Here is a 24491-nt window from a genome sequence, read left to right on the forward strand (position 1 = left end):
GAGGAGAGAGCTATGAAGATCGCTTCGACTGGGATCAGCTTTGCGATCGTCGAGGACGAGGACTTCACCCTCGACAACTTCAGCGACAGCGATGCGCTCATCGACGAGTGCAGGGCGAAGCTGGAGTCCGGGGAGTGGACCGTGTGCGGCCTTGTCGCCGTGGTCCACGGCCAGCTTCGGTACGAGGCTGCGCTCTGGGGAATCGTCATCGCGGGTGACCACTTCGGCAGGTACGAGTCCGTGGAAAATATCCGGGACGAGCATCTCCGTGAGGTTGCCAAGGACGTCTCGTTGGAGGCCAAGGACCTCATACCGGTGACGCACACCGACGTGTCCCCTGCGGACATGGTCGGTCGTGTGGTGGCCGTCCGACCGTACTACCACGTGCCGTCGGGTCCTGGGTCATTCACGCCTCAGCGCTCCCCGTTCGCCTTCCGTGCGACGGTCAAGGAGACGTTCGGCGACGAGATGGTCGTCCTGCGGTTCCTGGAGGACTCGGGTCCGTGGCGTCGCGAGGGTGCCTACTTCCCGGGCGAGTTGCACGACGTGAGCGCGTGCAAGTGCCCCGCCTGCGGTGGCGGCGGTATCGAGACGCACCGGGGAGCGTGAACCGCTGAAGCAACGAGGACCCGCCGGCTAGCCATGCGCGCCGGCCGGTGGGTCCGTCATGCCCAATTGCCGAAACCCCTCCGGGGGTCGTCACGGGGTGGTGCCCGTGGCCTGACGAAGGCAGCCGCTGAGTCAGCTTTGAGAGGAGAGAGCACATGAGTACGTCCGAGAAGGACTGGGACGGCACGGAGGAGTTGCAGTCTGAGCTGAAGAAGCTCGACATCACCAGCGGCATCGCCTACACGGGCGGCGGCTGCTGGGTACTGAATGTCGAACTCAACAACGGCTGGCAGATCTCCACGTCCCGGTCCGACGGTCCGGAGTGCGGCTTCTACTACGGGATCGAGCACAACGGCCGGTTCGAGAACATCCAGGGCATGTGGGGTCCGGAAGTTGGACCTGCGCAGGCGGCCCTGATGATCCGAGACCTGATCCGCTGCCTGGGCACGCTCTTCGAGCCCAACTAGCTCACATGCTTTGCCGAAACTCCGGAAGGAGTCGTCGTGGGGTGGTGCCCACGGCCTGATGAAGGCAGCCGCTGAAGTCAGTTCTGAGAGGAGAGACATGGTGTCTGAGAACGCTCCCAAGGACGCGACCTCCTGGTCTGCCTACATCGACGAGTTCGCCCGCTGGGCACTCGGCGAGGCGCTGTGGTTTGAGTCGAACCCGGATGAGTACGGGGTCGGCGGCGACGAGTGGGAGTCGGTCGAGCACCTGACCGTCGCGGACATCGCGGACGACAGGGCGCGCGAGCGCTGGATGCAGATGTGCCGTGAGTTCGTCGAGTTGAACAAGGAGCACCTCTCGCACATCCCCGCGGAATCTGCTGGCGGGTTGTTCTGGCAGTCCAAGCGGGGGCGATGGGGATTCCCAAATCGCAGCTTCCGGGTGGACAAGCGACTCCCCAAGGAGGTACGTCGAGCACTTCACAAGGCGGCCAGCCGCTGGCCGGTGGGCTACCTGTTCATCCGCGACGAGAAGGTGCACTTCGACCTGTGATCCAACATGCCGAAACCTCCCGGAGGGAGGTCGTCCACGGGTGGTGCCGTGGGCCTGATGAAGGCAGCCACTGCTAAGTCAGCTTCGAGAGGAGAGATCACATGGCCAACGACGACTACCCGACGGTCAACCCTGCGACGCATGAACTCGTAGAGGAAGACGGGGTGCTCATTGCGAAGATCACCGTCACGTATCCGATGGACGGTGAGGGCATCGCAGCCAAGCTCTACGCCGCTTACAGCAAGCCCTTCGAGAGCGGTACGCCGCTGCCGGAGGAGCTGACGGTCGAGGACGCCATGCGCACGCTCGCACAGGAGTCCGCCAACTGTGCAGAGGGCTGGCACTTCTGGCACGCCGAGCCGGGTCAGAAGGCGTGGGACACGGTTGCTCCGTGGGCAGATGCCCAGACGCGCCGCCTGTTCCCCACGGTGACGTGGTCCGTTCGCGAAGCCAAGTAGTTCGATCAACCAAGCCGAAACCTCCCGGAAGGGAGGTCGTCACGGGGTGGTGCCCGTGACCTGACGAAGGCAGCCAAACGCTGAGTCAGCTTTGAGAGGAGAGAGCACATGTCTGACACGGGTGAGCACCTGCTGGGTGTCGAGTACATCCAGGGCAACCAGGGATACGGCTACACCTGCAAGACCAACTACGGTTGGGCTGCGCTCCCCCACTGGGAGGAGCGGGACGAGGCGTCGGTGTTCCTCGGGTTCCGAACCCAGATCGACGCCCAGTACGCCAGCACCAAGATCCTTACCCGCGAACGGCACTTGAAGGACCGTCTGGTTTCGGCGGCCTACGACGACCGTGCGATGTACCCGGACGTGGACATCGAACAGGGCGAGCGGCGGGACTTCACGGTCACGATCGCCGGCCCCGAGCGTCACGACGGCGAGGCACCCTACACCTACGTGGTGCGGGCGAAGTCGCAGTCCGATGCGTGGGCCACCGCACTGTCGACACACATCCGACGCGAGGAGACCATCGACTGCTTCGTGGTCGAGCGGCTGTCGTTCGAGGGTGCGCCAGCGGAGGACTGCGGCTACGGCTGGAACGACCTGCGCGTACAGCACGAGTTCTGGGCCAAGATCCAAGAACTGGTCAAGCTGATCAAGGGGTTCGACGAGGCCGACGCGCCGCACCGGGACGAGGACGGATGGATCCTCGACGACAAGCAGAGCGACCATGACCACCTGATCGGGGACTACGAGATGGACGCGTTCCCGATGGTCCAGGATCTGGCCGCCTACGCCGAGCACGTCTGATCACAACACAAGCCGAAACCTCCCGAGAGGAGGTCGTCGTGGGGTGGTGCCCACGGCCTGACGAAGGCAGCCAAGCGCTGAGTCAGCTTCGAGAGGAGAGAGCACATGAACGAGATCCAGGAGCGACTGGACCTGCTCGCCGGCGAGTTGGGGAAGCGCGATGTCGCGTACTCCCACGTCGCCGACAGCTCCGGTCCGGAGGTGGCGATCAGTTGGCGTCACTACCGCCTCATGATCGCGTGGGAGAGCACCGACAACGGGTACGACTGGCAGTTCCTCGACGAGGACGGCCAGGTCTGCTCCGGTTCGTGGCGCGAAGAGTCCGTCGAGCAGATCGCCGACACAATCCAGGCCATGGTGAAGGAGGTCTTCTCCTTCGACAGGCAGGACGCTCACCTCCACACGGTCCTGCTCGCCGCAGGAGTCTCTGCCATCTACGAGCACACGGGCGGCGGGTGCCACAACGTCGAGATCCTCCTGACCGACGACCGCTACATCATCTTCGGTACCGAAGGCGGTGACGAAGCGCCGGTCGGCTGGTCGTTGTTGGACGACGACTTCAACGTGCTCGACGAGAGCACGCAGACCATGTCCCCAGAGGACGTCGTTCCCCACATCAAGAAGGTCATCGCATCCGTCGCGCACGGATCCTGATCCAACATGCCGAAACCTCCCGGAGGGAGGTCGTCCACGGGTGGTGCCGTGGGCCTGATGAAGGCAGCCGCTGAAGTCAGTTCTTGAGAGGAGAGAGTCACATGCTTGACCCGTTCTGGACGATCGTCGTTACGCAGGTCGGAGACAACAAGGCCGAGCCGATCATCGTCAGTGGACGCCAGAAATCACCCCGCGACCTCTTCGAGCACGTGCGGTACATGCGCGAGCTTCCGGGAGTGGACATGGGGCTCGGCGAGGAATCGTCGCGCGTCGACCTCTATGAGAACTACAAGGTCGTCGCTGCGTTCAAGGGCAACCCAACGCTGGCACCCGTTCCGACGAACGACGCCGATGAAGACGCGACGCCGTTGCCCGAGCCCAAGCGGATCCCGGTCGAGGACCTCAAGGATTTGGCCGGCCGCCACGTGCACTTCGTGGGCGAGTTCGACGACCCGTGGGACATCGCGACGGGCGACGTGGAGCTGAAGAACCCCGCCGAGGCGTACATGGTCATCGACGGCAACGGCAAAGCGCCGGTCGACAACAGCTACTTCTCGTTCTCCTGGGAGGTCGAGTTGGAGATGGAGGAGATGGCTAAGGTCATCTCCGATCTGCCGGTCTGCCTCGTGGTGACGCACGCCGACATGGAGACCGGGCTCTGCCCGACCGAGAAGGCACCCGGCTGGCAGTGGTCCGTCGTCGAAGCGTTCACGCGCCTGGGCATCCTCCCGCCGACCAACGAGATGCATCTGTCGGACGAGATGGACATCTCCCGCTCCCCCGAGTTGATCACCTACCTGGTGTCCGCTTTCCGGAAGGGCGTGGAGCGCTCGGTCGTCGAGGCCCAGTACCAAGCCGTCAAGAAGGCGGAGTGGCTCGACGGCGTCCATTCCAAGGTGCTCGCCAGCACGTGATCCAACATGCCGAAACCTCCCGGAGGGAGGTCGTCGCGGGGTGGTGCCCGTGGCCTGACGAAGGCAGCCGCTGAGTCAGCTTTGAGAGGAGAGAGCACATGAGCAACGAGCAGAAGACGGTCCGAGTGCACTTCGCCGGCTACGTCGACCTGTGCGTGGACGCCAACGCCAATCCGGTCGTCCTCGCGTCCGCGGTGGCTCGTGACGTCGAGTACGAACTGACCGAGCGGTGGCGGCCGGAGGAGGACCCGTCCTCCCACCTGGCCGGCCACATCGACGAGCACCCGTTGGTGTCCATCCGCCCCCTGTTCGGCCTCAACGAGACGGCCGAGGAGCGCCTGAAGGCACTGCTGGAGAAGGTCAAGCAGTGGGAGGACGTGGACGGCGCCTGGGTGGACTTCCGCGACCAGCACCGAGACGAGCACTGCGACGAGACCGGCTCCGATGCCCTGGACCGGAAGATCCTCGGCGAGTACTTCCAGAAGTTCTGGGACGCGGGCGACGAGGTGAAGAGCGCAGCGGCCCAGCTGCTGTCCATCCTGACCCCGCTCAAGAACGAGAGCTGATCCAACATGCCGAAACCTCCCGGAGGGAGGTCGTCGCGGGGTGGTGCCCGTGGCCTGACGAAGGCAGCCAATCGCTGAGTCAGCTTCGAGAGGAGAGAGCAATGGGTGTTGAGACCCTGTCCGTGGAGCAGCGGGCTTCCAACGGGTTCGAGCTGATGAGTCTGGTCGGTCCGGAGGACTGGCAGGAACGGATCAGCCTCGACCTGCTCGACATCGACCACGGGTACTTCTGCGTGCTCGGTCAGGTCTACGCCGAGGAAGGTCACGGCCAGGGCTACGAGTTCGCCCTGGACCACCTCGACTTCCTGAGGAACGGCAAGGCGCTCGAATTCTTCGGGCTCTACGACCTCAGCGAAGAGGACGGCGTCGAACTGACCAAGGCGTGGCGTGACCTTCTCGCCGGCGAAGCCAAGCCGGTCAAGGCTCCGGTCGTCCACGACGAGGACCAGGTCAAGGAAGACCAGTGTGGCTACCAGTCGGCCTACGGTCTGCCGTGGTCCGAGTACTGCGTCTTCCCGAAGGACAAGAACTCCGAGTTCTGCCCCGGCCACGAGCGCGACTACGACGAGCAGTACGGGCGGCGCGCGTGAAGAGGTTCCGAATCAAGGTGGTCCACCGCTCGTGGTGGCACCGAGGCACGGTCCACAAGTCACGGGAGATGTACCGCTCGATCAACGGAGGTCCCTGGCACCGCATTGGTGTCGACCTCTGACCCCATTCCAACCAAGCCGAAACCTCCCGGAGGGAGGTCGTCACGGGTGGTTCCCGTGGCCTGACGAGGCAGTCAGTTGGTGGAAGGAGAGAACATGCTGGGTCAGCACCCTGGCAGCTCGGAGGTAGGTTATGCATGCCGCCGTTGCTGAGAGGAGCGCTGTGGAAGAGCAGGTCGAGTGGCACAGGTCCGAGTTCCAGGGCCGGGAGCCTGAGCTGTCCTCCGTCACCGAGCTGGCCAAGCGCGCAGGTGTTCAGCCGAACACGGTGAGTAGTTGGAGCAGTCGGCATGCGAGCTTTCCTCGTCTCGTCATGACCAAGCGTGGCGCGGTGACAACCAAGTACTACGCCACCGCAGAGTTCGACGAGTACCGGCGGATCCAGGAAGAGGTTGCCAGACAGGCGCGGACCGGGAGGTCCACCCCGCCCCGTTCGCCGGCCACGCTGGCTCGGGAGCGTCTGGATGCGCTGAACGAGCAGGACGCCAGACTGGCGGAAGAGGAGAAAGAGCTGTCGGAGAGGCTGGCTGACATCCTGCGCCGGCGTCACCAGCTCGATGAGGAACGGGGTGAGCTGCGCCGGCGCCTGGAGAAGGAGCTGGCCACCATCCAGAAAGCTCTGGGCACAGAGCAGCCCTGACGGTAGCGCCGGGTTCGATTCCTGGCCGGGGCACCATGCGGCAGTACCTCTGTCGCAGCCGTAAGCGGAGAGAGACCCATGCGGCGCGCAGAGGTGTTCTTCACTGACGGCTTCTCGCGCACCGCGGGGTGTCGAGGAGGTAGCAGTGAAGGACGAAAAGGGAGACCGCGTGCTGCCGTCTCCCGAGGTTCGGGTCAAGCAGATCTCGGTCGCGCTCAGGCGCATGTGCTGGACCCTGCTGGCGGTGTACGCCGTGCTGGCCTGGTGGCGTATCTGACGCCGCCCAATTCCTTCGGATGTGCCGCCGGGTCCCGAGCTTTCTCGGGGAGGCAGCAGCGGGGTTCGATCCCCCGCCCCGGCGCCATGCGGGCGTGGTGCCCGCAGCAGTGAGAGGAGCGAGCTTCATGAACGACAGGAAGCCGAGCAAGACCGAGTTCATGGCCACCCTGCGGCAGCAGTGGGAGGCGCAGCCCACCGAGCAGTACGAGTTCATCGGGCTGACTGGCATGAACTACAACGACTGGCTGGAGCACCGCCACGGCTGGCCGGTCGGCAACGACGGTAACTGCCTCGTCCACTCCGAGATGGACGAGCTGCCGGCCGAGGAGTGCGCGGTCTGCGCCGCCCTCCTCAACCACTACGAGCGGGAGCACGGCACCGACGACGAGCCCGAGAAGCTCAAGCTGGAGATCCTCCGACTGGAGCGCCGTCTGGCCGCCTACGAGAGCGCCGTCAAGCGAATGAGTGCGTTCCCGGAGAACAAGGCTCAGATCAACCGGGACCTGGAGGCGAACCTGTCCATGGCCAACGAGCAGCACGATCGGGAGCTGACCAAGCTCCTCGTCACGAGGAACGTCGTCTAGCACTATCAGCCCGGCCCCGAGCACATCTCGGGGAGGCAGCAGCGGGGTTCGATCCCCCGTCCGGGCACCAGGGGCCTCCGGTCACCGCACCTCTCCTCCCGGCGGCCCCGACCATCTTCCTGACTCGATCAGGCTCTCCCCGCCCTCACCACACTCTCTCCCTCCGGCGGGGAGGGCCCGACCGGCTCAGGAAGCCGGAGCCGTGGTAAGTAGGTGCTTATGCCCAGAGAACCAATTAAGGAGTGGATCACGCACGGAATAGCGTGCAAGATCGCTCCGGGCTTCAAGAGCCTCAGCGGATACGTGCAGCTCCCCGAAGAGCTGTGGAAGGTGGATCGCATCCCGCGTGACATCTACGTGCCCAACCACGGTCTGAACTACGGTCCTGACGGCGATGGGTGGATCGGCTTCGACACGCTGCACGCGTGGGACCGCTGGTCCATCGAGAGGATCGCGCCGTACATCTCCGAGGACGAGGTCCAGGTCATGCGTCTGGAGGAAACGATCCTCCGAGGCGAGAAGGATCGGATTGAGTGGACCTTGGAGCTGATGGTGGAGGCCGTGGAGGCACTCGCTCTGCGGGTTGCCTCGTACGCCATCACGTCGCGGCTGTAGGGCCCAGCACAACAGAGGAGAGGGAAGTACGTGGCACAGAAGGTTCAGGTTCTTCTTGTCGACGACCTGGACGGCACGGAGGCAGACGAGACGGTCACCTTCGCGCTGGACGGTAAATCGTACGAGATCGACCTCACCACCGCCAACGCGGACAAGATCCGGGGACTCCTGGAGCCGTATGTGAAGGGCGGGCGGCGAACCAGCACCGCTCGCAAGGCGTCGACGCCGTACGTGAATGGCGGACACTTCGGCCAGGACACCGCCGCGATCCGCGAGTGGGCCAGGTCGAACGGATGGCCGGGCGTCAGCAACCGCGGGCGTGTGCCGGCCGAGATCCGCGACGCCTTCGAGAAGGCACACAAGGGCAAGTAGCCCACACACAGTAGAGGGAGCCCTGCCGGTGGTCCGGTGGGGCTCTTTCTGCTGTCTGAGAGGAGAGAGCAGATGCAACAGCGTACGAACAAGCAGATCCTCGGGACGACCAGAGAGATGGTCACAGCGATGGTGGCGCACGTTCAGGGAGGTGAAAGTCGGTACCCGGCGGTGCGTGAACTCGTGCCGTACCTTCTGGCGGGTGTCAAGCGGGTGCCGGACGGGATCGTGCCGTCCACGCCGGAAGATCGGCGGGAGATGAGCGCGATGGCCCGCGACGCGGCGATACACGCCCTGTGGCGCGTGGACAAGGCCGTCCTGGCGATGGACGAGTATCTGCTGGCCGCTCTGTCGGAGTCGCCGGCTGAACTCCCTGCGTCGGCCGTGCGGGGGCTCCAGTACAGGAACCCCTTGATCGTCCTCGGTGCCCCGGACTTCTCGGACGAGGACACGGTGTACTACCGCTCGCACCTCGGCATCCCGCTTGTCGCCTACCTCTTCGGACGGTGGGACCACGGGCAGTTGCTGTGCTCGATGAACGACGACAGGTTCGAGGACCTGGGCGTGATGTTCGCCGGGTTCATCGCGACCCCGGAAGGTCTGGTCTTCCAGACCCTGCGGTGCACGGTGCCGCTGGGGCGGGACAGCACGACGATCGCTGACGCGGTCGCCCGGACGGTGGCGGGGTTCCACTTCTCGTCGGACATGGGCGAGACGGACATCAGCCGCCTGGCGTCGTGGCTGCGCAGGTACCTCACGCAGGTGCTGCACACGCTGTCGTACGCCGGCAGCAACAAGGACGACGCCGAGGTGTACCGGCTGGCAACCCGATCGGCCGGCAAGGGCAAGAAGGCTCGGCGATCTCGTCCGGACGAGGTGACGGAGTTCGTGAAGCTCGGCGGCCGACTCAGCCGTGAGCTGCGCGAGCTGCGGTCCGAGGGCTAGCCAGTCCGTAACGAGACGGGGCCTGTCAGTGGCATCTGGCAGGCTCCGTCTTCCTTGAGAGGAGAGAGCGTGAACGACACACAGCGGGGACTTCGGCTGTCCGATGACGAATTGGACACCCTCCGGCTCATCGTGAAGAACGACTGGCGCTTCGAGGCGGACCCCCGATTCCTCCGCGAGGTGCTGGAGGGGGAGCCGACGCAGACGACCATCAGGGGTAGCCGACACTACGGCATGTTGAGAAGCGGCGTGCCGGAAATCATCCTCAGTGCCTACTCCAACGCTCTGATCGGCGAAAGCGTGCCGAAGGAGCTGCCCACATACGAGGCATGGCAGGAGTGGAAGGCGCGCGTCGCCGATGCGCACACCGCATGGGTCCGAAAGAAGGACGAGGCCGGCGAGTGATCCTCGAACTGATCTCGGCCCAGGAACTCTGCGACCGCACTGGGATGACGCCGAGCACGCTGCGGCGCTACCACGACATGTTCTCGCGGACTGTCGAGGACCCGATACCGCCGGTCCTGTACACGTACAAGGCGACGGTGATCGTGGAGAAGGTCGCAACGGTCGACTGGCTGGACCGTCTGTACGCGAGCATGATCGCGAGCAGGGAACAACAGCTCCGCGAAGCGACCGAGTTCCTGGACAAGCTCGGCGGCCCGGATAGTGCGCACATCTCCCCCCGCCTGGGCTTTGGTAAGGAACGCCAGCGGGGGTTGAAGCGCGTACGAGAGGCTCGCGAGACCGTCTCGAAGGCGCCCAAGAAGCTGAAGAACGACCGCGAGATCCTTGCGGCGCTGCGGGAGATGTACAAGGAGATGGCTGAGTGAGCGGCAGACGCAGGAGAGAGCAACGGCTGGTCCGGGTGGTCGCCTTCAACGGCATACCGGCCACGGCCGCCGTGCCGACCGGGGCACCTCACACCGATGGTGACGTAACCATCGCGCTGGCACTCATAGGCACCGAGCAGGATTCGCGGGAGGAGATCGACGCGTTCCTCGCGCGCCACCGCTTCTCGCGGAGTACCGAGATCGCGCGGGCAAAAGACTCGCAAGCACGGTGGACCATCGAACGGGATGGCCGCATCACCGTGACGTTCTTGGCGGACGACGAGGTGGCCCAGGTGGTACTTCCCTCCGACGAGGGATTCCACCGGTGGGCGGGCCTTGCCATCGCGGGGGGTGGCACGCTCGCAGTGTGGTTCTTCCCGGAGATGACTTCTTTCGGTCCGGAGGACATCAGCCGACGGATCGCACCGACCGGCGGCGAGTGGTGGCGGCTTAGCGTCGGATACGTTGCAGCCTGATAGATCAGCGAAAGCCCCTGGCTCCGTGTAGGAGCCGGGGGCTTTCGTCAGTTCTGGGGTCAGTCGTCTCTGGCGCCGAGCGCGTAGAAGGTCACGGCTGCTGCCGCCGCGATGTTGAGCGAGTCGATTTGGTGGGCCATCGGGATCCGGACCCATTCGTCGGCGGCCCGGAGTGCCAATGCCGAAAGGCCATGGCCTTCTGATCCGAACATCACGGCGCACCGTTCCAAACGCTCCGCAGGAATCTTGCTAAGCGGTGTGGCCTTCTCGTCCGGGGTGAGGGCGAGGATGGGGTAGCCGGCGTCCCGCAGAACCTCCAAGCCCTTGGGCCAGTCGGTGAGGCGTGCGTAGGGGATGGAGAAGACGGCGCCCATCGAGACCTTGATCGCTCGGCGGTAGAGCGGATCAGCACAGTCTGGCGATAGGAGGATGGCGTCGATACCCAGAGCGGCTGCACTCCGCCATACGGCCCCCAGGTTCGTGTGGTCGACGATGCCCTCAAGGACGGCGATGCGGCGGGGCGGCTCGCCATCCTCGCAGGTCAGAGGCCCTTGCGGGTGAGTGTATGCTTCTGTACCACACATGTTGGTGTGGTCGTTCACCGCCTCCATGATCACGACTCGGCGGGCGGTCTGCAGGAGTTCGGCGGCCGACGGGAGCGGCTTGCGCTGCATCGAGGCGAGGGCGCCGCGGTGGACGTGGTATCCGGTGACGCGTTCGGCGAGTTCCGGGCTGACGGCGTAGACGGGCGCCGGGAGTTCGTCGATGACGTCGTGCATGACGTCGACCCACTTGGCGGAGAGCAGCATCGAGCGCATCTCGTACCCGGCGTCCTTGGCCCGTCTGATGACCTTCTCGCCCTCGGCGATGAACAGGCCCTCGGCGGGCTCGCGCTTGCGGCGCAGCTCGACGTCGGTCAGGCCGGTGTAGTCGCGCAGGCGCGGGTCGTCGGGGTCCTCAACGGTGATGAGATCGGCCACAGGGTGATACTGCCTTGTCCTGGGTGCGGTGCCAACGGCTGTGAACGGGTTGTGTTACCCGGGGTTACGCCGATGTCCGCGGGCCGACGGTGACGACCTCTCCGATGACGATGACCGCGGGGGGTTTCACGTCCTCGGCGCGGACCGCCTCCGCGACCGTGGCGAGGGTCGCGTCGACGCGGCGCTGGGTGGCGGTCGTGCCCTCCTGGACGAGGGCGACGGGGGTGCCGGCCGGCTTGCCGTGCGCGATCAGGGTCTCGGCGATCTTTCCGATCTTGTCGACGCCCATGAGGATCACGAGGGTGCCGGTGAGCCTGGCGAGCGCCGCCCAGTCGACCAGGGAGCGCTCGTCGTCGGGCGCCACATGGCCGCTGACCACGGTGAACTCGTGGGCGACGCCTCGGTGGGTGACCGGGATGCCGGCCGCGCCCGGGACCGAGATCGAGCTGGAGATGCCGGGGACGACCGTGCAGGGGATGCCCGCGTCGGCGAGGGCCTGGAGTTCCTCCATGCCGCGGCCGAAGACGTACGGGTCGCCGCCCTTGAGCCGGACCACCGACCTGCCCTGCTTCGCGTGCTCGATCAGCGCGTTGTTGATGGCCTCCTGGGCCATGTAACGGCCGTACGGGATCTTCGCCGCGTCGATCACCTCGACGTGCGGCGGGAGTTCGGCGAGAAGGTCGCGCGGGCCGAGCCGGTCGGCGATGACGACATCCGCCTCGGCGAGCAGGCGACGGCCGCGGACCGTGATCAGGTCCGGGTCGCCGGGGCCGCCGCCGACCAGCGCGACACCGGGGGTCCGGGTGCGGTGGTGGGGGGCGACGAGGGTGCCGTCGCGCAGACCCGCCACGACCGCGTCCCTGATGGCGGCGGTGTGGCGGGGGTCGCGGCCCTTGGCGTTCGTGGTGAGTACGGCGACCGTGACGCCCTCGCTGTGGCCGGTGGCCGGGGTCCAGGCCGTCGCCCGGTCGGCGTCGTCGGAGCGGACGCACCATACGCGGTCCCGCTCGGCTTCGGCGGAGGCCCGCGTGTTCGCCTCCGGGTCGCTGGTGGCGATCAGGGCGTACCAGGCGTCCGCGAGGTCGCCATCGGCGTAGGGGCGGCGGGTCCAGGTGATCTCACCCGCGTCCGCCATGGCTTCGACGGAGGGGGTCGCTTCGGGCGATACGAGGTGGATGTCGGCGCCTGCCGCGATCAGTGCGGGGAGGCGGCGCTGGGCGACCTGGCCGCCGCCGAGGACGACGACCCGGCGGCCGGTGAGGCGGAGGCCTACGGGGTAGGCGGGGTGTTCGGCCATGGGGTGCGGCTTTCCTTTGCGGCGGAGTGGGTGGCTGGGCATGGTCGCCGGGTGCGGGAGGGTGGGTGGTTGTGCCCACCCGTTCCGCCCTGCGGAACGACTGCCCACAACCACTGCGGCGCTGACAACGACGCCCCTGCTGTCGTACAGGCGTCCCGCCCCCGCTCCAGCAATCGCTACTTCTCAGTTACCCCCGCCGAGTCGAACGTCGCCACCTCGTGCATGGCCCTGGCTGTGCTCTGGACCAGGGGGAGGGCCAGGAGGGCGCCTGTGCCCTCGCCCAGGCGGAGGTCGAGGTCGACCAGGGGGCGGAGGCCGAGTTTGTTCAGGGCTGCCACATGGCCGGGCTCCGCGCTGCGGTGGCCCGCGATGCAGGCCGCGAGGACCTCTGGGGCGATGGCGCGGGCCACCAGCGCGGCGGCGCCGGCGCTGACGCCGTCCAGGATGACCGGTGTACGCAGGGACGCGCCGCCGAGGAGGAGGCCGACGATCGCCGCGTGTTCGAAGCCGCCGACCGCCGCGAGGACGCCGATCGGGTCGGCCGGGTCCGGCTGGTGGAGTTCCAGGGCGCGGCGGACCACCTCGGTCTTGCGGGCGAGGGTCTCGTCGTTGATGCCGGTGCCCCGGCCGGTGACCTCGGAGGGGTCCGCGCCGGTGAAGACGGAGATCAGGGCCGCGGACGCGGTGGTGTTCGCGATGCCCATCTCACCGGTGAGCAGGGCCTTGTTGCCGGCCGCCACCAGGTCGCGGGCGGTCTCGATGCCGACCTCGATGGCCTGCTGGGCCTCCTCGCGGGTCATCGCGGGGCCGGTCGTCATGTCGGAGGTGCCGGCCCTGACCTTGCGGGGCAGCAGACCGGGGGTGGCCGGGAGGTCGGCCGCCACGCCGACGTCCACCACGCACACCTCGGCGCCCACCTGGGACGCGAAGGCGTTGCAGACCGCTCCCCCGCCGAGGAAGTTGGCGACCATCTGGGCCGTCACCTCCTGCGGCCACGGGGTGACGCCCTGGGCGTGGACACCGTGGTCGCCCGCGAAGATCGCGACGGCCGCGGGCTCCGGGATCGGCGGCGGGCACTGCCGGGACAGACCGGACAGCTGGGCGGAGATGATCTCCAGCATGCCGAGGGCGCCCGCGGGCTTCGTCATGCGCTTCTGACGCTCCCACGCCTCGCCGAGCGCCTTCGCGTCCAGCGGGCGGATCCCGGCGACCGTCTCGGCGAGCAGGTCGTGCGGGTCCTCGCCGGGCAGTGCGCGACGGCCGTACGTCTCCTCGTGCACGACCCACGACAGCGGGCGGCGCTTGGCCCAGCCGGCCTGCATCAGCTCGGGCTCGTCCGGGAACTCGTCGACGTATCCGACGCACAGGTACGCGACCACTTCGAGGTGCTCGGGCAGGCCCAGCGCGCGGACCATCTCACGCTCGTCGAAGAAGCTGACCCAGCCGACGCCGAGGCCCTCGGCGCGGGCGGCGAGCCAGAGGTTCTCCACCGCGAGCGCGGAGGAGTACGGCGCCATCTGCGGCTGGGTGTGCCGGCCGAGGGTGTGGCGTCCGCCCCGGGTCGGGTCGGCGGTGACGACGATGTTCACCGGGGTGTCGAGGATGGCCTCGATCTTCAGTTCCTTGAACTGCTTCGCCCGGCCCTTGGGCAGCGACTTCGCGTACGCGTCACGCTGCCGCGTCGCCAGTTCGTGCATCGCGCTGCGCGTGTCGGCGGAGCGGATGACGACGAAGTCCCAGGGCTGCGAGTGACCGACGGAGGGCGCGGTGTGGGCGGCCTCCAGGACGCGGAGCAGCACCTCGTGCGGGATCGGGTCGCTGCGGAAGCCGTTGCGGATGTCGCGGCGCTCGCGCATGACCTTGAGCACCGCCTCGCGCTCGGCGTCGTCGTAGGCGGGCGCAGCGGGGCCGGTGGACACTCGGGCCTCTTCCACGGGTTCCGCTGGTTCCACTGGGGCCGTGCCTTCTTCCTGGTCTGCGGCCCTGGTCTCCAGGTCCTCCGGGCTCTGCGCGACCTCGGGGTCGGGGTCGCCGGCGCGAGGGGCGGGGACCGTCGCGGCTACGGCAGCCGGTACCAGGGGTTCCGGCTGCTCCGGTCGCACCGGTTGCGGCGCCGGTGCCCCGGTGGGCTGCCGGTCCTGGGTGGGGAGGACGAGGGGGTGCGGCGGCGTCGGGGCGTGGTGGTGCGGGGTGGTCGGCCCCGCCAAGCCCTCGACCGGGACGAACTCGGCCACGGGCTGCTCCGGCGCAACGGCCTGCTCCGGCTCCACGACCTGTTCCGGCTGGGCGGCGGCCGGGTGGTCGGTGGGGTCCGTGGGCGCGTGAGGGGTGGGGGTGGCGTCCGGCTCGGCGTCAGCTGCCAGCTCGGCGTCGGCTACCGATCCCGCTTCGGCTGCCGCTTCTTCGGCTGCCGGTTCGGGGAGAGGGGCCTCCGGGGCGAGCGCTTCGGGGGTGGGGACGTCGATGACGGCGGGCTCGGGGGCTACGGCTTCGGAAGCTACGGCTTCGGGAGCCACGGCCTGGGGGACCACGGCCTCGGGGGCCACGACCTCGGCCGCAATGGCCTCAGGGACTACGGCTTCGGAGACTGCAACCTCAGGGACAGCGGCCTCAGGGACAGCGGCCTCAGGGACTACGTGCTCCGCGGCGACAGCTTCCGGGGCAACGGGCTGGGGAGCAGCGAACCCGGGAGCCGCGATCTCGGGAGCAACCGCCTCGGGAGCAACCGCCTCCACGGCGACAGCCTCGGGAGCGATGGCCTCTGCGGCGGAGGCCACGGGCGCGACAGCCTCAAGAGCGGAGGCCTCTGGTGCGGGCGCCTCTGCGGAGGCCTCTGGTGCGGGCGCCTCTGCGGGGGGCTCCTCCGGGAGGGGCGCGAGTGTCACCGGGGCAAGGGGCTCCAGGGCTGGGGCTACGGGTGCGCTCGCGAGGTCGGCAGCTCCCACGGCGTCCAGGTTCTGAGACGCAGGGTCCGTCTGCTGGACGGCGAGGACCTCAACCTCGGCCTCCTGCTGCGGCTGAGGCTCCGGAGTCGGCTCGACCGGGTATTGCTGTGCGGGCTCCGGCTGGGCCGGCTCCACGACGGCGGCTGGGGCGTCGATGAGTTGGGCGGGCTCGGGTACGGCCACCAACGGCTCGGCCACCGGAGCCTCCGGCGCGGGCGCGACGACTTCGGCCTCGGACTCGGGCGCGGCCTCGGACTCGGGTCCGGGTTCGGGCGCGGCCTCGGGTTCGGGCGCGGACTCGGCAGCGGGCGTCTCCGGTGCCACCGCGACAGCAACCGCGACCGGTTCGGGCTCGGCAGCCGGCGCCTCCGGTACGACCACGGGCGGCTCGGGCTCGGCAGCCGGCGCCTCCGGTACGACCGCGACCGGTTCGGGCATCTCGGGCGGCGCCGGGGCCACGGCCACCGGGGGCTCGGGAGCCTGGGCCATGGGGGCCGCTTCCTGAGCCTCCGGCACGTGCGTCACCTCGGGCGTGGCCATCTCCGCAGCCGGGGCCGCCTCAGCCACAGGCTCCCCCGGCGTCTCAGGAACCTCGGGCGCAACCGCCGTCTCAGCCGCCCGCACGTCTTCGAAGCCGACGGCGACCTGCACCTGCTCCACCACCGGCGCGACGACGGGCTCCGGAGCCGGCGCGGACTCAACTCCGTCGGCGGCCGTCACCTCGTCGGCCACGTCCTGCTCACCCTCGGCGATCAGCGCCGCCCCGAGCAGTTGGCCCGGGTCCACCACTCCGAAGTCCACCGCGGAGCTCGCCCCGGTCGCCACCCGGGCCACCACGGCCTGCGCGGCGCTCACCGGCTCGGGCTCAGGTGCCGACGCAACCGGAGCAGCCGTTTCCGCCACCACCGGCCCCTGCGCGGGCGCGGGAAAGACCGACGGCGCCGTCGGCTGGTCGGCCACCTGCGTGGCGAACGGCGCTGCCGCCGGGACCGGCGCCGGTGCCCCCCAGGGCGACGCGCCCTGCGGAGGCAGCTCGCGCAGGTGCGGTGCGTCGAGGTACTCGGGCCCGGACGCGGGCGGGCCGGGGTGGCGTACGGGCACGCCGGCCGGGCCGCGGTCGGCGAGGGAACGGACCGGGCTGGCCGAGGTGTCGGGGATCGGCGGGCCGAGATGCAGAGGGCGGCGCGGGGCCGACTGCGGCGGCGCGGCCGGGCCGGGCAGGCGTACGGCGCTGAGGTCGACGGAGCCGCTGTCACGGCCGCCCGTCTCGTGCGGGCCGGGCTCGTGCACCGTTTCGACGACCGGCTCGGGCGCGGGCGGCGCCACTTCGTTGCCCCACGCGCTCTGGGCACCCGGAAGCAGCAGCTGGTCTTCGTCCTCGGCGGGGGTCTCGGAGAGGTAGGTGTACGCACCGTGCGCGGGGACGCCCGGCTGCTCCACCATGCCTGCGTTCTCCGGCAGCCCGTCGCCCGGGACCTGGCCGGTGTCGGTCATGCGTACCCCTCGCCCATCGGTTAGTGCTCCTACGACCAGCTCACCCGGAGCGGCGCACCGACCGCCCCGTAGTGAAGAACGAGCGTCCGAGCCCAGCGGCACGAACGACCCGCCCGAAAAAGCGACAAAGCCATTCAGTGGCATTGTCCCGGCAGTGGCCGCGTCGCGACAGCTTGATCCGCGACGCTCCGCTGTGGACTGCGCCACGTTGCGCGCCCTCCGGTCTCCGCCCTACCACACCCACCCCAAAAGGGATGTGTTTTCCGGACATTGACCGACGAAGTGCCGGGCGAACGGAAGCAGTACGACGATCGGCCAGCCTACCGCGCGCGGTACGACAACAGGATCACGGGGAGGTGGAACCCGGTCACGGCCGGCGGTCCGGCAGAACCCCGCTGAGCAGGAACGCGACACTCCGTTCGGTCTCGGTCCAGGCCCGGGTGTCGAGTTGGACGGACTGCACGAGGGCGCATTCGACGTGGTAGCCGTGCTCGGTCAGATCGCGGCCGACGCGTTCGGCGGCGTCGCGGGTCGCCGCGTGGGTCACGATCCGCTGCGGGCGGCGGTCGGCGACCGCCGAGACCACGGCCGCTCCCCCGCCGCCGACCCGGACGACGTCCGGTTCGGGCAGGTTCTCCAGGACGTGCGGGGCAGTGCCGCGGACGATCTGGAGCTGGACGCCGAGGCGGCGGGCGGCGACATCGGTGCGGGCGCAGGCCTCCAGGTCGCGGTCCACGGCGAGGACGGCCGCGCCGGCCCGGGCGGCGTCGGTGGCGAAGACGCCGCTGCCGCAGCCGATGTCCCAGACGAGGTCGCCGACGCGCGGTCCGAGCCGGGCGAGTTGGGCCGCGCGCAGCAGCTCCGCCTCCCCCTCACCGAGCACGAGTGCGGACCCGCCGCCGTACGCCTCGGCGGGCAGGGTCCAGCCGCGCGGGCCCGCGGCGGGGTCACGTCCGGTGATCCAGGCGCCCTCGTCCCCGGAGCTCGCCGGACCGCCGATGACGATGACGACGTTGGGGTCGCGCCAGGTGTGGTCGGGGGCCTTGTCGGAGGTGACGACGCTGACGCGTTCGTGCCGGGTGCCGAGTTCCTCGCAGACGACGAAGGTGCGGTGCACGCCTTCCAGGAGCAGGCCCAGTTCGGCGGGTCCGGCTCCGGGCGAGGTGAGGACGGCGACCTTGGGGTGGGCGCGGCACACGTTGACCGCGCGGCGCAGGGTGCGCCGGTGGGCGACGACGACCTGGGCGTCGTCCCACGGCATCCCGGCGCGGGCGAAGGCGGCGGCGACGGAGGAGACTCCGGGGACGACCTCGACCTCCAGGCCGAAGTCGGGTGCGCGCAGGGTGCGTACGACGCCGAAGAAACCGGGGTCGCCGTCGGCGAACACGACCGCCGTGCCGCGGTGGCCCGCGATGCGCCGGGCGGCGAGGGCGACGCTGCCGAGGCGGATGCGCTCCGCGGCGGGCGGTACCTCGGGCAGCGCCAGGTGATGGGCGGCTCCGGCCACCAGCGTGGCGGCGCCCAGGGCGGAGCGGGCCGCGGCGGTCAGCGGCGAGCCGTCCCAACCGATCACCGTGACGCGGTCGGCCATCGTTGTCAGTCTCCCGGAGGTTCACGCAGGCAGCGGGCTCCGTGAGGGTACCTGGTCGGCGAGACCGTACGGCTGTCGCTGCCGGTCAGTTCCAGTCGGTGTACGACGTGAAGCCGCCGCTCTCCGCGAGCTGCTCCCCGGCGCCGTCCAGGTCCTCGGGCAGCAGGCTCCACACGATGTAGTCGGTGCGCACGTCGGTCCAGGTGCCGTCGTCGGCACGGGCTCGCGCTATGCAGGCGCCGCGCAGGACTCCCTCGCTGATGCAGCCGATCTTCTGCGCGACCTGCTGGGAGGCGGTGTTGTCGGCGGCGGTGCGCAGCTCGATGCGCTCGAGCTTCTGGTCGGTGAACAGCCATTGGGCGGTGGCCAGGGCCGCCTCGGAGGCATAGCCCTCGCCGCGGGCCCAGGGGGCGACGATGTACGACAGTTCGGTGGAGCGGACGTGCCAGTTGGTCTTGGCGAGCTGGATGACGCCGACCAGGCGCTGGGTCAGGAACTCGGTGACGGCGAGGTCGAGACCGCGGCCCGCGACGCGTTCGGTGGGCGCGTACTCGGCGATCCAGCGGCGGGCGCTCGCCTCGCTGTAGGGCTGGGGCACGGCGGTCCACGCCCCGACCTGTTCGTCGTTCATCATCTCGGTCAGGGCCGGCACGTCGTCCTCGTCGAAGGGACGCAGCACCAACCGCTCCGTGCTGATGGAGATGGTGGGGAAGGTGCTCGTCATGAAGCCGCTCCGTAGCCTTCGAAACCTCGGGGCCCGACCTACCGGACCGTCAGGACCCGCTGAGCTGCCCAGCATGCAGCATGAACGCACCGAACCGCACCACGGGGTCCGCGCCCGATGCGGCAGCGGACCCCGTGCGGGTGATCATCGGTTGATCAGAACGCGGCGACGACCGCGCCGTCGTACTTGTCCTCGATGAACTTCTTCACCTCGGCGGAGGTGAGCAGCTCGGCGAGCTTCTGGATCCGCGGGTCGTCCTCGTCGCCCTTCTTCACCGCGAGGAAGTTGGCGTACGGGTTGTCCTTGGGGGACTCGGCGACCAGGGCGTCCTCGGCGGGGCTGAGGTCGGCCTCCAGCGCGTAGTTGCCGTTGATCACCGCGGCGTCGACGTCGCCGAGGGAGCGCGGCAGCTGGGCCGCCTCCAGCTCCTTGAACTCGAGGTTCCTCGGGTTGGAGGTGACGTCCTTGGGGGTCGCGTCGTAGCCGGCACCGGACTTCAGGCCGATCAGGCCGTTGGCCTCGAGGAGCTTGAGCGCGCGTGCCTCGTTGGTGGTGTCGTTCGGCAGGGCGACGGTGGCGCCCTTCTTGAGGTCGTCGAGCTTCTTGACGCCCTTCGAGTACAGACCGAGCGGCTCCAGGTGCACGGTGGCGCCGGGCACGGCGACGATGTCGGTGCCGTTCTTCTTGTTGAAGTCGTCCAGGTACGGCTGGTGCTGGAAGTAGTTGGCGTCGACCTCGCCCTGCTGGACGGCCGTGTTGGGGGTCACGTAGTCGGTGAACTCCTTGACCTCCAGGTCGAGTCCGGCCTTCTTCGCGAGGTTGTCCTTGATGTGGGTGAGGATCTCGCCCTGCGGGGTGGGCGTGGCAGCGACCGTCAGCGTGGCGTTGGCGTCGCCGCTGCCGGAGTCCTTGTCCGAGCCGCAGGCGCTGAGTCCGAGGGTGAGGGCTCCGGCGGCGAGGACGGCAGTGGTGATCTTGGCAGTGTTACGCACGAAAAGTGCCTTTCCTGTGGTGATGCGACCCCGCGATGGGTGTGCGGGGAGTTCTGACGGACCGGCGTTCAGACGGTCTTACTGGTGGCCGTCGACGCCTTCAGCAGGCGCAGCTTCGGCGAGGCTCCGGAGTTGCCGCCGCGGCGGTGCAGGGAGCGGGCGGCGAAGTCGCCGGCGAACTGGATGAGCGAGATGACGACGGCGAGGATCGCGACGGTGATCCACATCAGCTCGGTCTCGAAGCGCTGGTAGCCGTAGCGGATGGCGATGTCGCCGAGGCCGCCGGCGCCGACCGTGCCGGCCATCGCGGAGTAGCCGATGAGGGCGACGACCGTGGTGGTGGTGCTGGAGATGAGCGAGGGCAGCGCCTCGGGGACGAGGACCTTGCGGACGACGGTCCAGGTGTTGCCGCCCATCGCCTGCACGGCCTCGACGAGCCCGCCGTCCACTTCCCGGACAGCCGTCTCGACAAGGCGGGCGAAGAACGGGATCGCGCCGACGGCCAGCGGCACGATGGCGGCCTCACGGCCGATGGTCGTGCCGGTGATCGTACGGGTGAAGCCCATCAGGGCCACGATCAGGATGATGAACGGCATCGACCGGGCGATGTTCACGACCTGCCCGATCACCCTGTTGGCGACGAGGTTCTGCAGCAGCCCGCCCCGGTCGGTGAGGACCAGCAGGATGCCGAGCGGGAGGCCGCCCGCGACGGCGATGAGCGTGGACCAGCCGACCATGTAGAGGGTGTCCCAACAGGCCTGCTCCAGCAGGGGCTGCATCTCCGACCAGGTCATTTCGCGCCCTCCTTCTCCAGGACGTCGATCTGCAGGCCCTGTTCGCGCAGGAAGCCGATCGGTACGACGTTGTCCTCGTAGCGGCCGGGCAGTTCGATGCGCATCCGGCCGACCTGGAGGCCGCCGACGGTGTCGACGGCGGCGCCGAGGATGGAGATGTCGATGTTGTAGGTGCGCGACAGCTGGGAGATGACCGGCTGGGTCGCGGCCTCGCCGTGGAAGGTGACGTCGACGACGGTGCGGTCCTCGCCGGTGACGTCGCCGGTGACCGGGAACAGCGCGGCGGCGAGTTCCGAGCCCGGGGTCGCCAGGAGTTCGCTGACCGTGCCCGACTCGACGATCCGGCCCTGCTCCATGAGGGCGGCGGAGTCGCAGATCGACTTCACCACGTCCATCTCGTGGGTGATGAGCAGGACGGTCAGGCCCAGCTGGCGGTTCAGGTCGCGCAGCAGCTGGAGGATGGAGCGGGTGGTCTCGGGGTCGAGGGCGCTGGTCGCCTCGTCGCTCAGCAGCACCCGGGGGTCGCCGGCGAGGGCGCGGGCGATGCCGACGCGCTGCTTCTGGCCGCCGGAGAGCTGGGCCGGGTAGGCCTTCGCCTTGTCGGCGAGTCCGACCAGGTCGAGCAGCTCCAGGGCCTTGCGGGAACGTTCCGCCCCCGAGTGGCCGAGGATCTCCAGGGGCAGTTCGACGTTGTCCTGCACGGTCCGCGAGGACAGCAGGTTGAAGTGCTGGAAGACCATGCCGATCCGGCTGCGCGCCCGCCGCAGTTCCTTGCCGGCGCGGGGGCCGCGGCCGGCGAGCGCGGTGAGGTCCTGGCCGGCCACGGTGACCGTGCCGGAGGTGGGACGCTCCAGGAGGTTGACGCAGCGGATCAGCGAGGACTTGCCGGCGCCGGACTGGCCGATGACGCCGTGCACCTCGCCTTCGCGGACGTGCAGGTCGACGCCGTCGAGGGCGGTGACCTCACGGCCGCCGCGGGAGCGGTAGACCTTGGTCAGGCCTGTAGTCGTGATCACTGGGGTTTCCGTCACTGTCGAGTGCGCGGGCGTGGGTGTGCCCGGGCGCACGGATGCGTTCGTTCAGGGGCGCGGGGCTGCTTGCGTCACGTATCTCGTACGGACGGGGGTGGTGCGAGGGCCCTTTAGAAGGCGCACATTCGACGCATACGACACATACAGCGCACGCCGGGCGTCATGGTCGCCTCGGTCGCGGGGGTGCGGCTGCTCGTCGTGGTCATGTGCATCAGTAAACCAGACGTACGGTCCTGACAAAGAAAGGGATGTCCGCATGCTGGACAGCCGTGGACAGTGCGCGGACAGTGTGGGGCCTCTCGCAGGGCGCCGATTACGGCGTAATAAGGTCACTGCATGCTTGATGCCCTGACCCTGGTGACCGGCGTCGCCGCGTTGCTGCTCGCCGCCTGGTGCGGCTGGGCCGCCTACCGTGACCAGCCGACGAAGGACTGGCACTTCATCGGGATGGCCGTGGTCTCGCTCCTTGCGGTGGTCCAGCTGGTGATCGGGATCGTGCGGCTGGCACAGGGCGAGAAGGCGGAGCAGGGCACGACGATCTTCGTGGCGTATCTGCTGGGCGCGTTCGCCTGTGTCCCGGCGGCAGGATTCATGTCATTGGCCGAGCGGACCCGCTGGGGTTCGGTGACGGTCGCGGCCGGCGCGGTCGTCCTCGCCGTGCTCGAAGTACGGCTCTACGACATCTGGGGAGGCTGAGATGACGGCGGTTCAGGGGAAGCCGGCCAGGCTGATCGGCGGGCCCGGCATCGTGCTGGTCTGGTTCTACGGCGTGATGGTCGTCGGCGCCGTGTCGCGCTCGGTGTACCAGATCGCGACGGACTTCGACCGCGCCCCGCTGTCGTACGTGCTGTCGGCGGTGGCGGGTGCCGTCTACGGCTTCATCACGTACTCGCTGGTGCGCGGCGGCGAGACGGCCCGCAGGGCGGCCCAGGTGTGCTGTGCCGCCGAGCTCGCGGGTGTGCTGATCGTCGGGACCTGGACGCTGATCGAGCCGTCGGCCTTCCATGAGTCGACGGTCTGGTCCGACTACGGCATGGGGTACGTGTTCATTCCCGTACTGCTGCCGCTGTCGGCCCTGTACTGGCTGCGCAAGTCCCGTACGGCTACGCCGTAGCCGCGTACTCCCCCGCCGGCTTCTCCAGGACGATCATCGGTACGCCGTCCGTGCCCTCGGAGGTGCCGACCGTCTGGTAGCCGACGCGGCGGTACAGCCGGAGGTTGCCCTCGCTGCGGTGGCCGGTGTGGAGGCGGAAGCGCTTCGCGCCGCGCTCCCCGGCCAGCGCCGACTCGGCCGCGCGCAGCAGCCGGGCGCCGATGCCGTGCCCCTGGAGGCGGGGGTGGACGCAGAGCTTTCCGATGGCGGCGGCGCCGTCCTCGGTGATGTTGCCGCGGACCGAGCCGACCACTTCCTCACCCAGTCGCGCCACGAAGACACAGTCCGCGGCGAGCTCCGCCCGGACCGAATCGAGGGTCTGGACGAGCGGGGAGATGCGGTAGTTGCCGTACAGCGCGGCTTCGCTCTGGAAGCAGAGGTACTGCAGCCTGAAGATCTGCTCGGCATCCTGCTCGGTCGCCACCGAGATGGTCACGCTCATGCCCATATGCGCACGCCTCCCGCTCACCTGATCGCCATTGGTCCTTCACTCCTATCCCCGCACTTCGCGGGCCGCAACCTCCGGGGCGAGCAAACGACGCAGACATCCCAGACATCTGGAACGTTCCGGTCCGAGACTGCCCTGTGAGATACCCAACTCACTCGCGATCTCACGGTAGGTGAGGTCCTCGGGCGAGAGCAGTGCCTGGAGGAGCCGGGAGCAGCGGCCGGGCAGCTTGTGCACGGCGGCGCGCAGGGCGCGGTACCGGGCCGCGGTGAGCGCGGTCTGTTCGGGATCGTGGTCACGGGCCCGCTCGTCGACCGGGTCGGTCTCGTAGGGCCTCTCGACGCGGGTGGTACGACGGCTGCGGCGGACCTCGGCGCGGACGGCCCTGCGCAGCCAGCCCTGCGGGTCGGACGGCGGACGGCCGGCCGCGAGGTGCTCCAGGAGGCGGAGCCAGACGGCCTGTTCGAGGTCGCCGGACTCGCAGCCGCCGGCGTGCGCCTCGGCGGAGGCCTCCGCGGCGAGGAGCGGGCGGAGCGTGGTGAGCAGGTCGTGGGTCATGTGCCACACGATGCGGCCGCCCGGGCGAT

Annotated in this window: 30 protein-coding genes, 1 tRNA gene and 9 other RNA genes; 30 read left to right on the top strand and 10 right to left on the bottom strand. The window is 68.8% G+C overall.

The window, feature by feature from the left end; genetic code table 11:
* The first annotated feature begins 12 nt into the window (after nucleotides 1–12).
* The 28 genes from ACFPIH_RS47745 to ACFPIH_RS47880 all read left to right on the top strand — a co-directional run bounded on the left by ACFPIH_RS47745 (nucleotide 13) and on the right by ACFPIH_RS47880 (nucleotide 10455).
* Nucleotides 13–609, top strand: coding sequence for a hypothetical protein (locus ACFPIH_RS47745; protein WP_381177496.1), 597 nt, complete (start codon nucleotides 13–15; stop codon nucleotides 607–609).
* 67 nt (nucleotides 610–676) lie between these two features.
* Nucleotides 677–739, top strand: an RNA gene (locus ACFPIH_RS47750) — hammerhead ribozyme type II.
* A 25-nt stretch (nucleotides 740–764) separates the two neighbouring features.
* Complete coding sequence (locus tag ACFPIH_RS47755; RefSeq protein WP_381177499.1) at nucleotides 765–1076, top strand: hypothetical protein; 312 nt, start codon at nucleotides 765–767, stop codon at nucleotides 1074–1076.
* A gap of 11 nt (nucleotides 1077–1087) precedes the next feature.
* Nucleotides 1088–1150, top strand: an RNA gene (locus tag ACFPIH_RS47760) — hammerhead ribozyme type II.
* A gap of 23 nt (nucleotides 1151–1173) precedes the next feature.
* The gene (locus ACFPIH_RS47765; protein WP_381177502.1) at nucleotides 1174–1608 is read left to right on the top strand and encodes a hypothetical protein; all 435 of its coding nucleotides are present in this window, start codon (nucleotides 1174–1176) and stop codon (nucleotides 1606–1608) included.
* 7 nt (nucleotides 1609–1615) lie between these two features.
* Nucleotides 1616–1681, top strand: an RNA gene (locus tag ACFPIH_RS47770) — hammerhead ribozyme type II.
* Between the two features lie 28 nt (nucleotides 1682–1709).
* The gene (locus ACFPIH_RS47775) at nucleotides 1710–2066 is read left to right on the top strand and encodes a hypothetical protein (RefSeq protein WP_381177505.1); all 357 of its coding nucleotides are present in this window, start codon (nucleotides 1710–1712) and stop codon (nucleotides 2064–2066) included.
* 12 nt (nucleotides 2067–2078) lie between these two features.
* Nucleotides 2079–2145: hammerhead ribozyme type II (locus tag ACFPIH_RS47780), an RNA gene on the top strand.
* 29 nt (nucleotides 2146–2174) lie between these two features.
* The gene (locus ACFPIH_RS47785; protein WP_381177508.1) at nucleotides 2175–2870 is read left to right on the top strand and encodes a hypothetical protein; all 696 of its coding nucleotides are present in this window, start codon (nucleotides 2175–2177) and stop codon (nucleotides 2868–2870) included.
* A gap of 10 nt (nucleotides 2871–2880) precedes the next feature.
* Nucleotides 2881–2946: hammerhead ribozyme type II (locus tag ACFPIH_RS47790), an RNA gene on the top strand.
* 29 nt (nucleotides 2947–2975) lie between these two features.
* Nucleotides 2976–3524, top strand: a complete 549-nt coding sequence (locus tag ACFPIH_RS47795) for a hypothetical protein (protein ID WP_381177511.1) — start codon at nucleotides 2976–2978, stop codon at nucleotides 3522–3524.
* Nucleotides 3525–3531: 7 nt separating this feature from the next.
* Nucleotides 3532–3597: hammerhead ribozyme type II (locus ACFPIH_RS47800), an RNA gene on the top strand.
* Between the two features lie 28 nt (nucleotides 3598–3625).
* A complete protein-coding gene (locus ACFPIH_RS47805) occupies nucleotides 3626–4438 on the top strand; it encodes a hypothetical protein (protein WP_381177514.1) in 813 nt (270 codons plus the stop codon).
* 7 nt (nucleotides 4439–4445) lie between these two features.
* Nucleotides 4446–4511: hammerhead ribozyme type II (locus ACFPIH_RS47810), an RNA gene on the top strand.
* Nucleotides 4512–4536: 25 nt separating this feature from the next.
* Nucleotides 4537–5004, top strand: a complete 468-nt coding sequence (locus tag ACFPIH_RS47815) for a hypothetical protein (RefSeq protein WP_381177517.1) — start codon at nucleotides 4537–4539, stop codon at nucleotides 5002–5004.
* Nucleotides 5005–5011: 7 nt separating this feature from the next.
* Nucleotides 5012–5077: hammerhead ribozyme type II (locus tag ACFPIH_RS47820), an RNA gene on the top strand.
* A 28-nt stretch (nucleotides 5078–5105) separates the two neighbouring features.
* Nucleotides 5106–5594, top strand: coding sequence for a hypothetical protein (locus ACFPIH_RS47825; protein ID WP_381177519.1), 489 nt, complete (start codon nucleotides 5106–5108; stop codon nucleotides 5592–5594).
* Nucleotides 5595–5730: 136 nt separating this feature from the next.
* Nucleotides 5731–5794, top strand: an RNA gene (locus ACFPIH_RS47830) — hammerhead ribozyme type II.
* An 83-nt stretch (nucleotides 5795–5877) separates the two neighbouring features.
* Nucleotides 5878–6354, top strand: coding sequence for a hypothetical protein (locus ACFPIH_RS47835; protein ID WP_381177522.1), 477 nt, complete (start codon nucleotides 5878–5880; stop codon nucleotides 6352–6354).
* A tRNA-Ser gene (locus ACFPIH_RS47840) sits at nucleotides 6330–6390 on the top strand. The genes ACFPIH_RS47835 and ACFPIH_RS47840 overlap by 25 nt, the downstream gene beginning before the upstream one ends.
* 109 nt (nucleotides 6391–6499) lie before the next feature.
* Nucleotides 6500–6631 (top strand): hypothetical protein, encoded by a 132-nt coding sequence (locus ACFPIH_RS47845; protein ID WP_381177525.1) that lies wholly within the window; start codon nucleotides 6500–6502, stop codon nucleotides 6629–6631.
* A gap of 127 nt (nucleotides 6632–6758) precedes the next feature.
* Complete coding sequence (locus ACFPIH_RS47850; RefSeq protein WP_381177528.1) at nucleotides 6759–7217, top strand: hypothetical protein; 459 nt, start codon at nucleotides 6759–6761, stop codon at nucleotides 7215–7217.
* 219 nt (nucleotides 7218–7436) lie between these two features.
* Entirely contained in the window at nucleotides 7437–7832 is a 396-nt protein-coding gene (locus tag ACFPIH_RS47855) for a hypothetical protein (RefSeq protein WP_381177531.1), read from the top strand.
* Nucleotides 7833–7862: 30 nt separating this feature from the next.
* Complete coding sequence (locus tag ACFPIH_RS47860) at nucleotides 7863–8204, top strand: histone-like nucleoid-structuring protein Lsr2 (RefSeq protein ID WP_381177534.1); 342 nt, start codon at nucleotides 7863–7865, stop codon at nucleotides 8202–8204.
* A gap of 72 nt (nucleotides 8205–8276) precedes the next feature.
* Entirely contained in the window at nucleotides 8277–9149 is an 873-nt protein-coding gene (locus ACFPIH_RS47865) for an AcrVA2 family anti-CRISPR protein (protein WP_381177537.1), read from the top strand.
* Nucleotides 9150–9218: 69 nt separating this feature from the next.
* Nucleotides 9219–9554: a hypothetical protein gene (locus ACFPIH_RS47870; RefSeq protein ID WP_381177540.1), complete on the top strand. Its 336-nt coding sequence runs from the start codon at nucleotides 9219–9221 to the stop codon at nucleotides 9552–9554.
* Nucleotides 9551–9979 (top strand): hypothetical protein, encoded by a 429-nt coding sequence (locus tag ACFPIH_RS47875; RefSeq protein ID WP_381177543.1) that lies wholly within the window; start codon nucleotides 9551–9553, stop codon nucleotides 9977–9979. Before ACFPIH_RS47870 ends, ACFPIH_RS47875 begins: the two co-directional genes overlap by 4 nt.
* On the top strand, nucleotides 9976–10455 hold the full coding sequence (locus tag ACFPIH_RS47880; RefSeq protein ID WP_381177546.1) for a BTB/POZ domain-containing protein: 480 nt from the start codon (nucleotides 9976–9978) through the stop codon (nucleotides 10453–10455). Before ACFPIH_RS47875 ends, ACFPIH_RS47880 begins: the two co-directional genes overlap by 4 nt.
* Before the next feature lie 59 nt (nucleotides 10456–10514).
* On the opposite strand, the gene ACFPIH_RS47885 is transcribed toward ACFPIH_RS47880, so the two are convergent.
* The 8 genes from ACFPIH_RS47885 to ACFPIH_RS47920 all read right to left on the bottom strand — a co-directional run bounded on the left by ACFPIH_RS47885 (nucleotide 10515) and on the right by ACFPIH_RS47920 (nucleotide 22288).
* Entirely contained in the window at nucleotides 10515–11435 is a 921-nt protein-coding gene (locus ACFPIH_RS47885) for a TrmH family RNA methyltransferase (protein WP_381177549.1), read from the bottom strand.
* A gap of 64 nt (nucleotides 11436–11499) precedes the next feature.
* Nucleotides 11500–12732, bottom strand: a complete 1233-nt coding sequence (gene cobA, locus ACFPIH_RS47890) for a uroporphyrinogen-III C-methyltransferase (RefSeq protein ID WP_381177552.1) — start codon at nucleotides 12730–12732, stop codon at nucleotides 11500–11502.
* 176 nt (nucleotides 12733–12908) lie between these two features.
* Nucleotides 12909–17171, bottom strand: a complete 4263-nt coding sequence (gene cobT / locus ACFPIH_RS47895; RefSeq protein ID WP_381177555.1) for a nicotinate-nucleotide--dimethylbenzimidazole phosphoribosyltransferase — start codon at nucleotides 17169–17171, stop codon at nucleotides 12909–12911.
* 367 nt (nucleotides 17172–17538) lie between these two features.
* Nucleotides 17539–18762 carry a precorrin-6y C5,15-methyltransferase (decarboxylating) subunit CbiE gene (cbiE, locus tag ACFPIH_RS47900; protein WP_381177558.1) on the bottom strand — a complete coding sequence of 408 codons (1224 nt, stop codon included), beginning with the start codon at nucleotides 18760–18762 and terminating at the stop codon, nucleotides 17539–17541.
* An 85-nt stretch (nucleotides 18763–18847) separates the two neighbouring features.
* On the bottom strand, nucleotides 18848–19486 hold the full coding sequence (locus ACFPIH_RS47905; protein ID WP_381177561.1) for a GNAT family N-acetyltransferase: 639 nt from the start codon (nucleotides 19484–19486) through the stop codon (nucleotides 18848–18850).
* 155 nt (nucleotides 19487–19641) lie between these two features.
* Nucleotides 19642–20478 (bottom strand): MetQ/NlpA family ABC transporter substrate-binding protein, encoded by an 837-nt coding sequence (locus ACFPIH_RS47910; protein WP_381177564.1) that lies wholly within the window; start codon nucleotides 20476–20478, stop codon nucleotides 19642–19644.
* 68 nt (nucleotides 20479–20546) lie between these two features.
* Nucleotides 20547–21272 carry a methionine ABC transporter permease gene (locus ACFPIH_RS47915; RefSeq protein ID WP_381177567.1) on the bottom strand — a complete coding sequence of 242 codons (726 nt, stop codon included), beginning with the start codon at nucleotides 21270–21272 and terminating at the stop codon, nucleotides 20547–20549.
* Nucleotides 21269–22288: a methionine ABC transporter ATP-binding protein gene (locus tag ACFPIH_RS47920; protein WP_381177570.1), complete on the bottom strand. Its 1020-nt coding sequence runs from the start codon at nucleotides 22286–22288 to the stop codon at nucleotides 21269–21271. Before ACFPIH_RS47920 ends, ACFPIH_RS47915 begins: the two co-directional genes overlap by 4 nt.
* Before the next feature lie 351 nt (nucleotides 22289–22639).
* Here ACFPIH_RS47920 and ACFPIH_RS47925 point away from each other — a divergent pair, with 351 nt between their 5' ends.
* Together ACFPIH_RS47925 and ACFPIH_RS47930 are read left to right on the top strand one after the other, a co-directional pair.
* A complete protein-coding gene (locus ACFPIH_RS47925; RefSeq protein ID WP_381177573.1) occupies nucleotides 22640–22999 on the top strand; it encodes a hypothetical protein in 360 nt (119 codons plus the stop codon).
* Nucleotide 23000: 1 nt separating this feature from the next.
* Nucleotides 23001–23417 carry a hypothetical protein gene (locus tag ACFPIH_RS47930; RefSeq protein WP_381177576.1) on the top strand — a complete coding sequence of 139 codons (417 nt, stop codon included), beginning with the start codon at nucleotides 23001–23003 and terminating at the stop codon, nucleotides 23415–23417.
* On the opposite strand, the gene ACFPIH_RS47935 is transcribed toward ACFPIH_RS47930, so the two are convergent.
* Both ACFPIH_RS47935 and ACFPIH_RS47940 read right to left on the bottom strand, forming a co-directional pair.
* A complete protein-coding gene (locus ACFPIH_RS47935; protein ID WP_381177579.1) occupies nucleotides 23407–23904 on the bottom strand; it encodes a GNAT family N-acetyltransferase in 498 nt (165 codons plus the stop codon). The genes ACFPIH_RS47930 and ACFPIH_RS47935 overlap by 11 nt on opposite strands.
* Before the next feature lie 45 nt (nucleotides 23905–23949).
* Nucleotides 23950–24462, bottom strand: a complete 513-nt coding sequence (locus ACFPIH_RS47940) for a sigma-70 family RNA polymerase sigma factor (RefSeq protein WP_381177582.1) — start codon at nucleotides 24460–24462, stop codon at nucleotides 23950–23952.
* Nucleotides 24463–24491: the final 29 nt, after the last annotated feature.

It is taken from the genome of Streptomyces vulcanius, from assembly GCF_042653945.1.
Lineage (GTDB): Bacteria > Actinomycetota > Actinomycetes > Streptomycetales > Streptomycetaceae > Streptomyces > Streptomyces mangrovi.

Excerpts from the sequence above, each read along its gene's own strand:
- ACFPIH_RS47745 (WP_381177496.1), top strand. The coding sequence starts at position 13 with ATGAAGATCGCTTCGACTGGGATCAGCTTTGCGATCGTCGAGGACGAG.
- ACFPIH_RS47755 (WP_381177499.1), top strand. The coding sequence starts at position 765 with ATGAGTACGTCCGAGAAGGACTGGGACGGCACGGAGGAGTTGCAGTCT.
- ACFPIH_RS47765 (WP_381177502.1), top strand. The coding sequence starts at position 1,174 with ATGGTGTCTGAGAACGCTCCCAAGGACGCGACCTCCTGGTCTGCCTAC.
- ACFPIH_RS47775 (WP_381177505.1), top strand. The coding sequence starts at position 1,710 with ATGGCCAACGACGACTACCCGACGGTCAACCCTGCGACGCATGAACTC.
- ACFPIH_RS47785 (WP_381177508.1), top strand. The coding sequence starts at position 2,175 with ATGTCTGACACGGGTGAGCACCTGCTGGGTGTCGAGTACATCCAGGGC.
- ACFPIH_RS47795 (WP_381177511.1), top strand. The coding sequence starts at position 2,976 with ATGAACGAGATCCAGGAGCGACTGGACCTGCTCGCCGGCGAGTTGGGG.
- ACFPIH_RS47805 (WP_381177514.1), top strand. The coding sequence starts at position 3,626 with ATGCTTGACCCGTTCTGGACGATCGTCGTTACGCAGGTCGGAGACAAC.
- ACFPIH_RS47815 (WP_381177517.1), top strand. The coding sequence starts at position 4,537 with ATGAGCAACGAGCAGAAGACGGTCCGAGTGCACTTCGCCGGCTACGTC.
- ACFPIH_RS47825 (WP_381177519.1), top strand. The coding sequence starts at position 5,106 with ATGGGTGTTGAGACCCTGTCCGTGGAGCAGCGGGCTTCCAACGGGTTC.
- ACFPIH_RS47850 (WP_381177528.1), top strand. The coding sequence starts at position 6,759 with ATGAACGACAGGAAGCCGAGCAAGACCGAGTTCATGGCCACCCTGCGG.
- ACFPIH_RS47855 (WP_381177531.1), top strand. The coding sequence starts at position 7,437 with ATGCCCAGAGAACCAATTAAGGAGTGGATCACGCACGGAATAGCGTGC.
- ACFPIH_RS47865 (WP_381177537.1), top strand. The coding sequence starts at position 8,277 with ATGCAACAGCGTACGAACAAGCAGATCCTCGGGACGACCAGAGAGATG.
- cobA (WP_381177552.1), bottom strand. The coding sequence starts at position 12,732 with ATGGCCGAACACCCCGCCTACCCCGTAGGCCTCCGCCTCACCGGCCGC.
- cobT (WP_381177555.1), bottom strand. The coding sequence starts at position 17,171 with ATGACCGACACCGGCCAGGTCCCGGGCGACGGGCTGCCGGAGAACGCA.
- cbiE (WP_381177558.1), bottom strand. The coding sequence starts at position 18,762 with ATGGCCGACCGCGTCACGGTGATCGGTTGGGACGGCTCGCCGCTGACC.
- ACFPIH_RS47905 (WP_381177561.1), bottom strand. The coding sequence starts at position 19,486 with ATGACGAGCACCTTCCCCACCATCTCCATCAGCACGGAGCGGTTGGTG.
- ACFPIH_RS47915 (WP_381177567.1), bottom strand. The coding sequence starts at position 21,272 with ATGACCTGGTCGGAGATGCAGCCCCTGCTGGAGCAGGCCTGTTGGGAC.
- ACFPIH_RS47925 (WP_381177573.1), top strand. The coding sequence starts at position 22,640 with ATGCTTGATGCCCTGACCCTGGTGACCGGCGTCGCCGCGTTGCTGCTC.
- ACFPIH_RS47930 (WP_381177576.1), top strand. The coding sequence starts at position 23,001 with ATGACGGCGGTTCAGGGGAAGCCGGCCAGGCTGATCGGCGGGCCCGGC.
- ACFPIH_RS47935 (WP_381177579.1), bottom strand. The coding sequence starts at position 23,904 with ATGGGCATGAGCGTGACCATCTCGGTGGCGACCGAGCAGGATGCCGAG.
- ACFPIH_RS47940 (WP_381177582.1), bottom strand. The coding sequence starts at position 24,462 with ATGACCCACGACCTGCTCACCACGCTCCGCCCGCTCCTCGCCGCGGAG.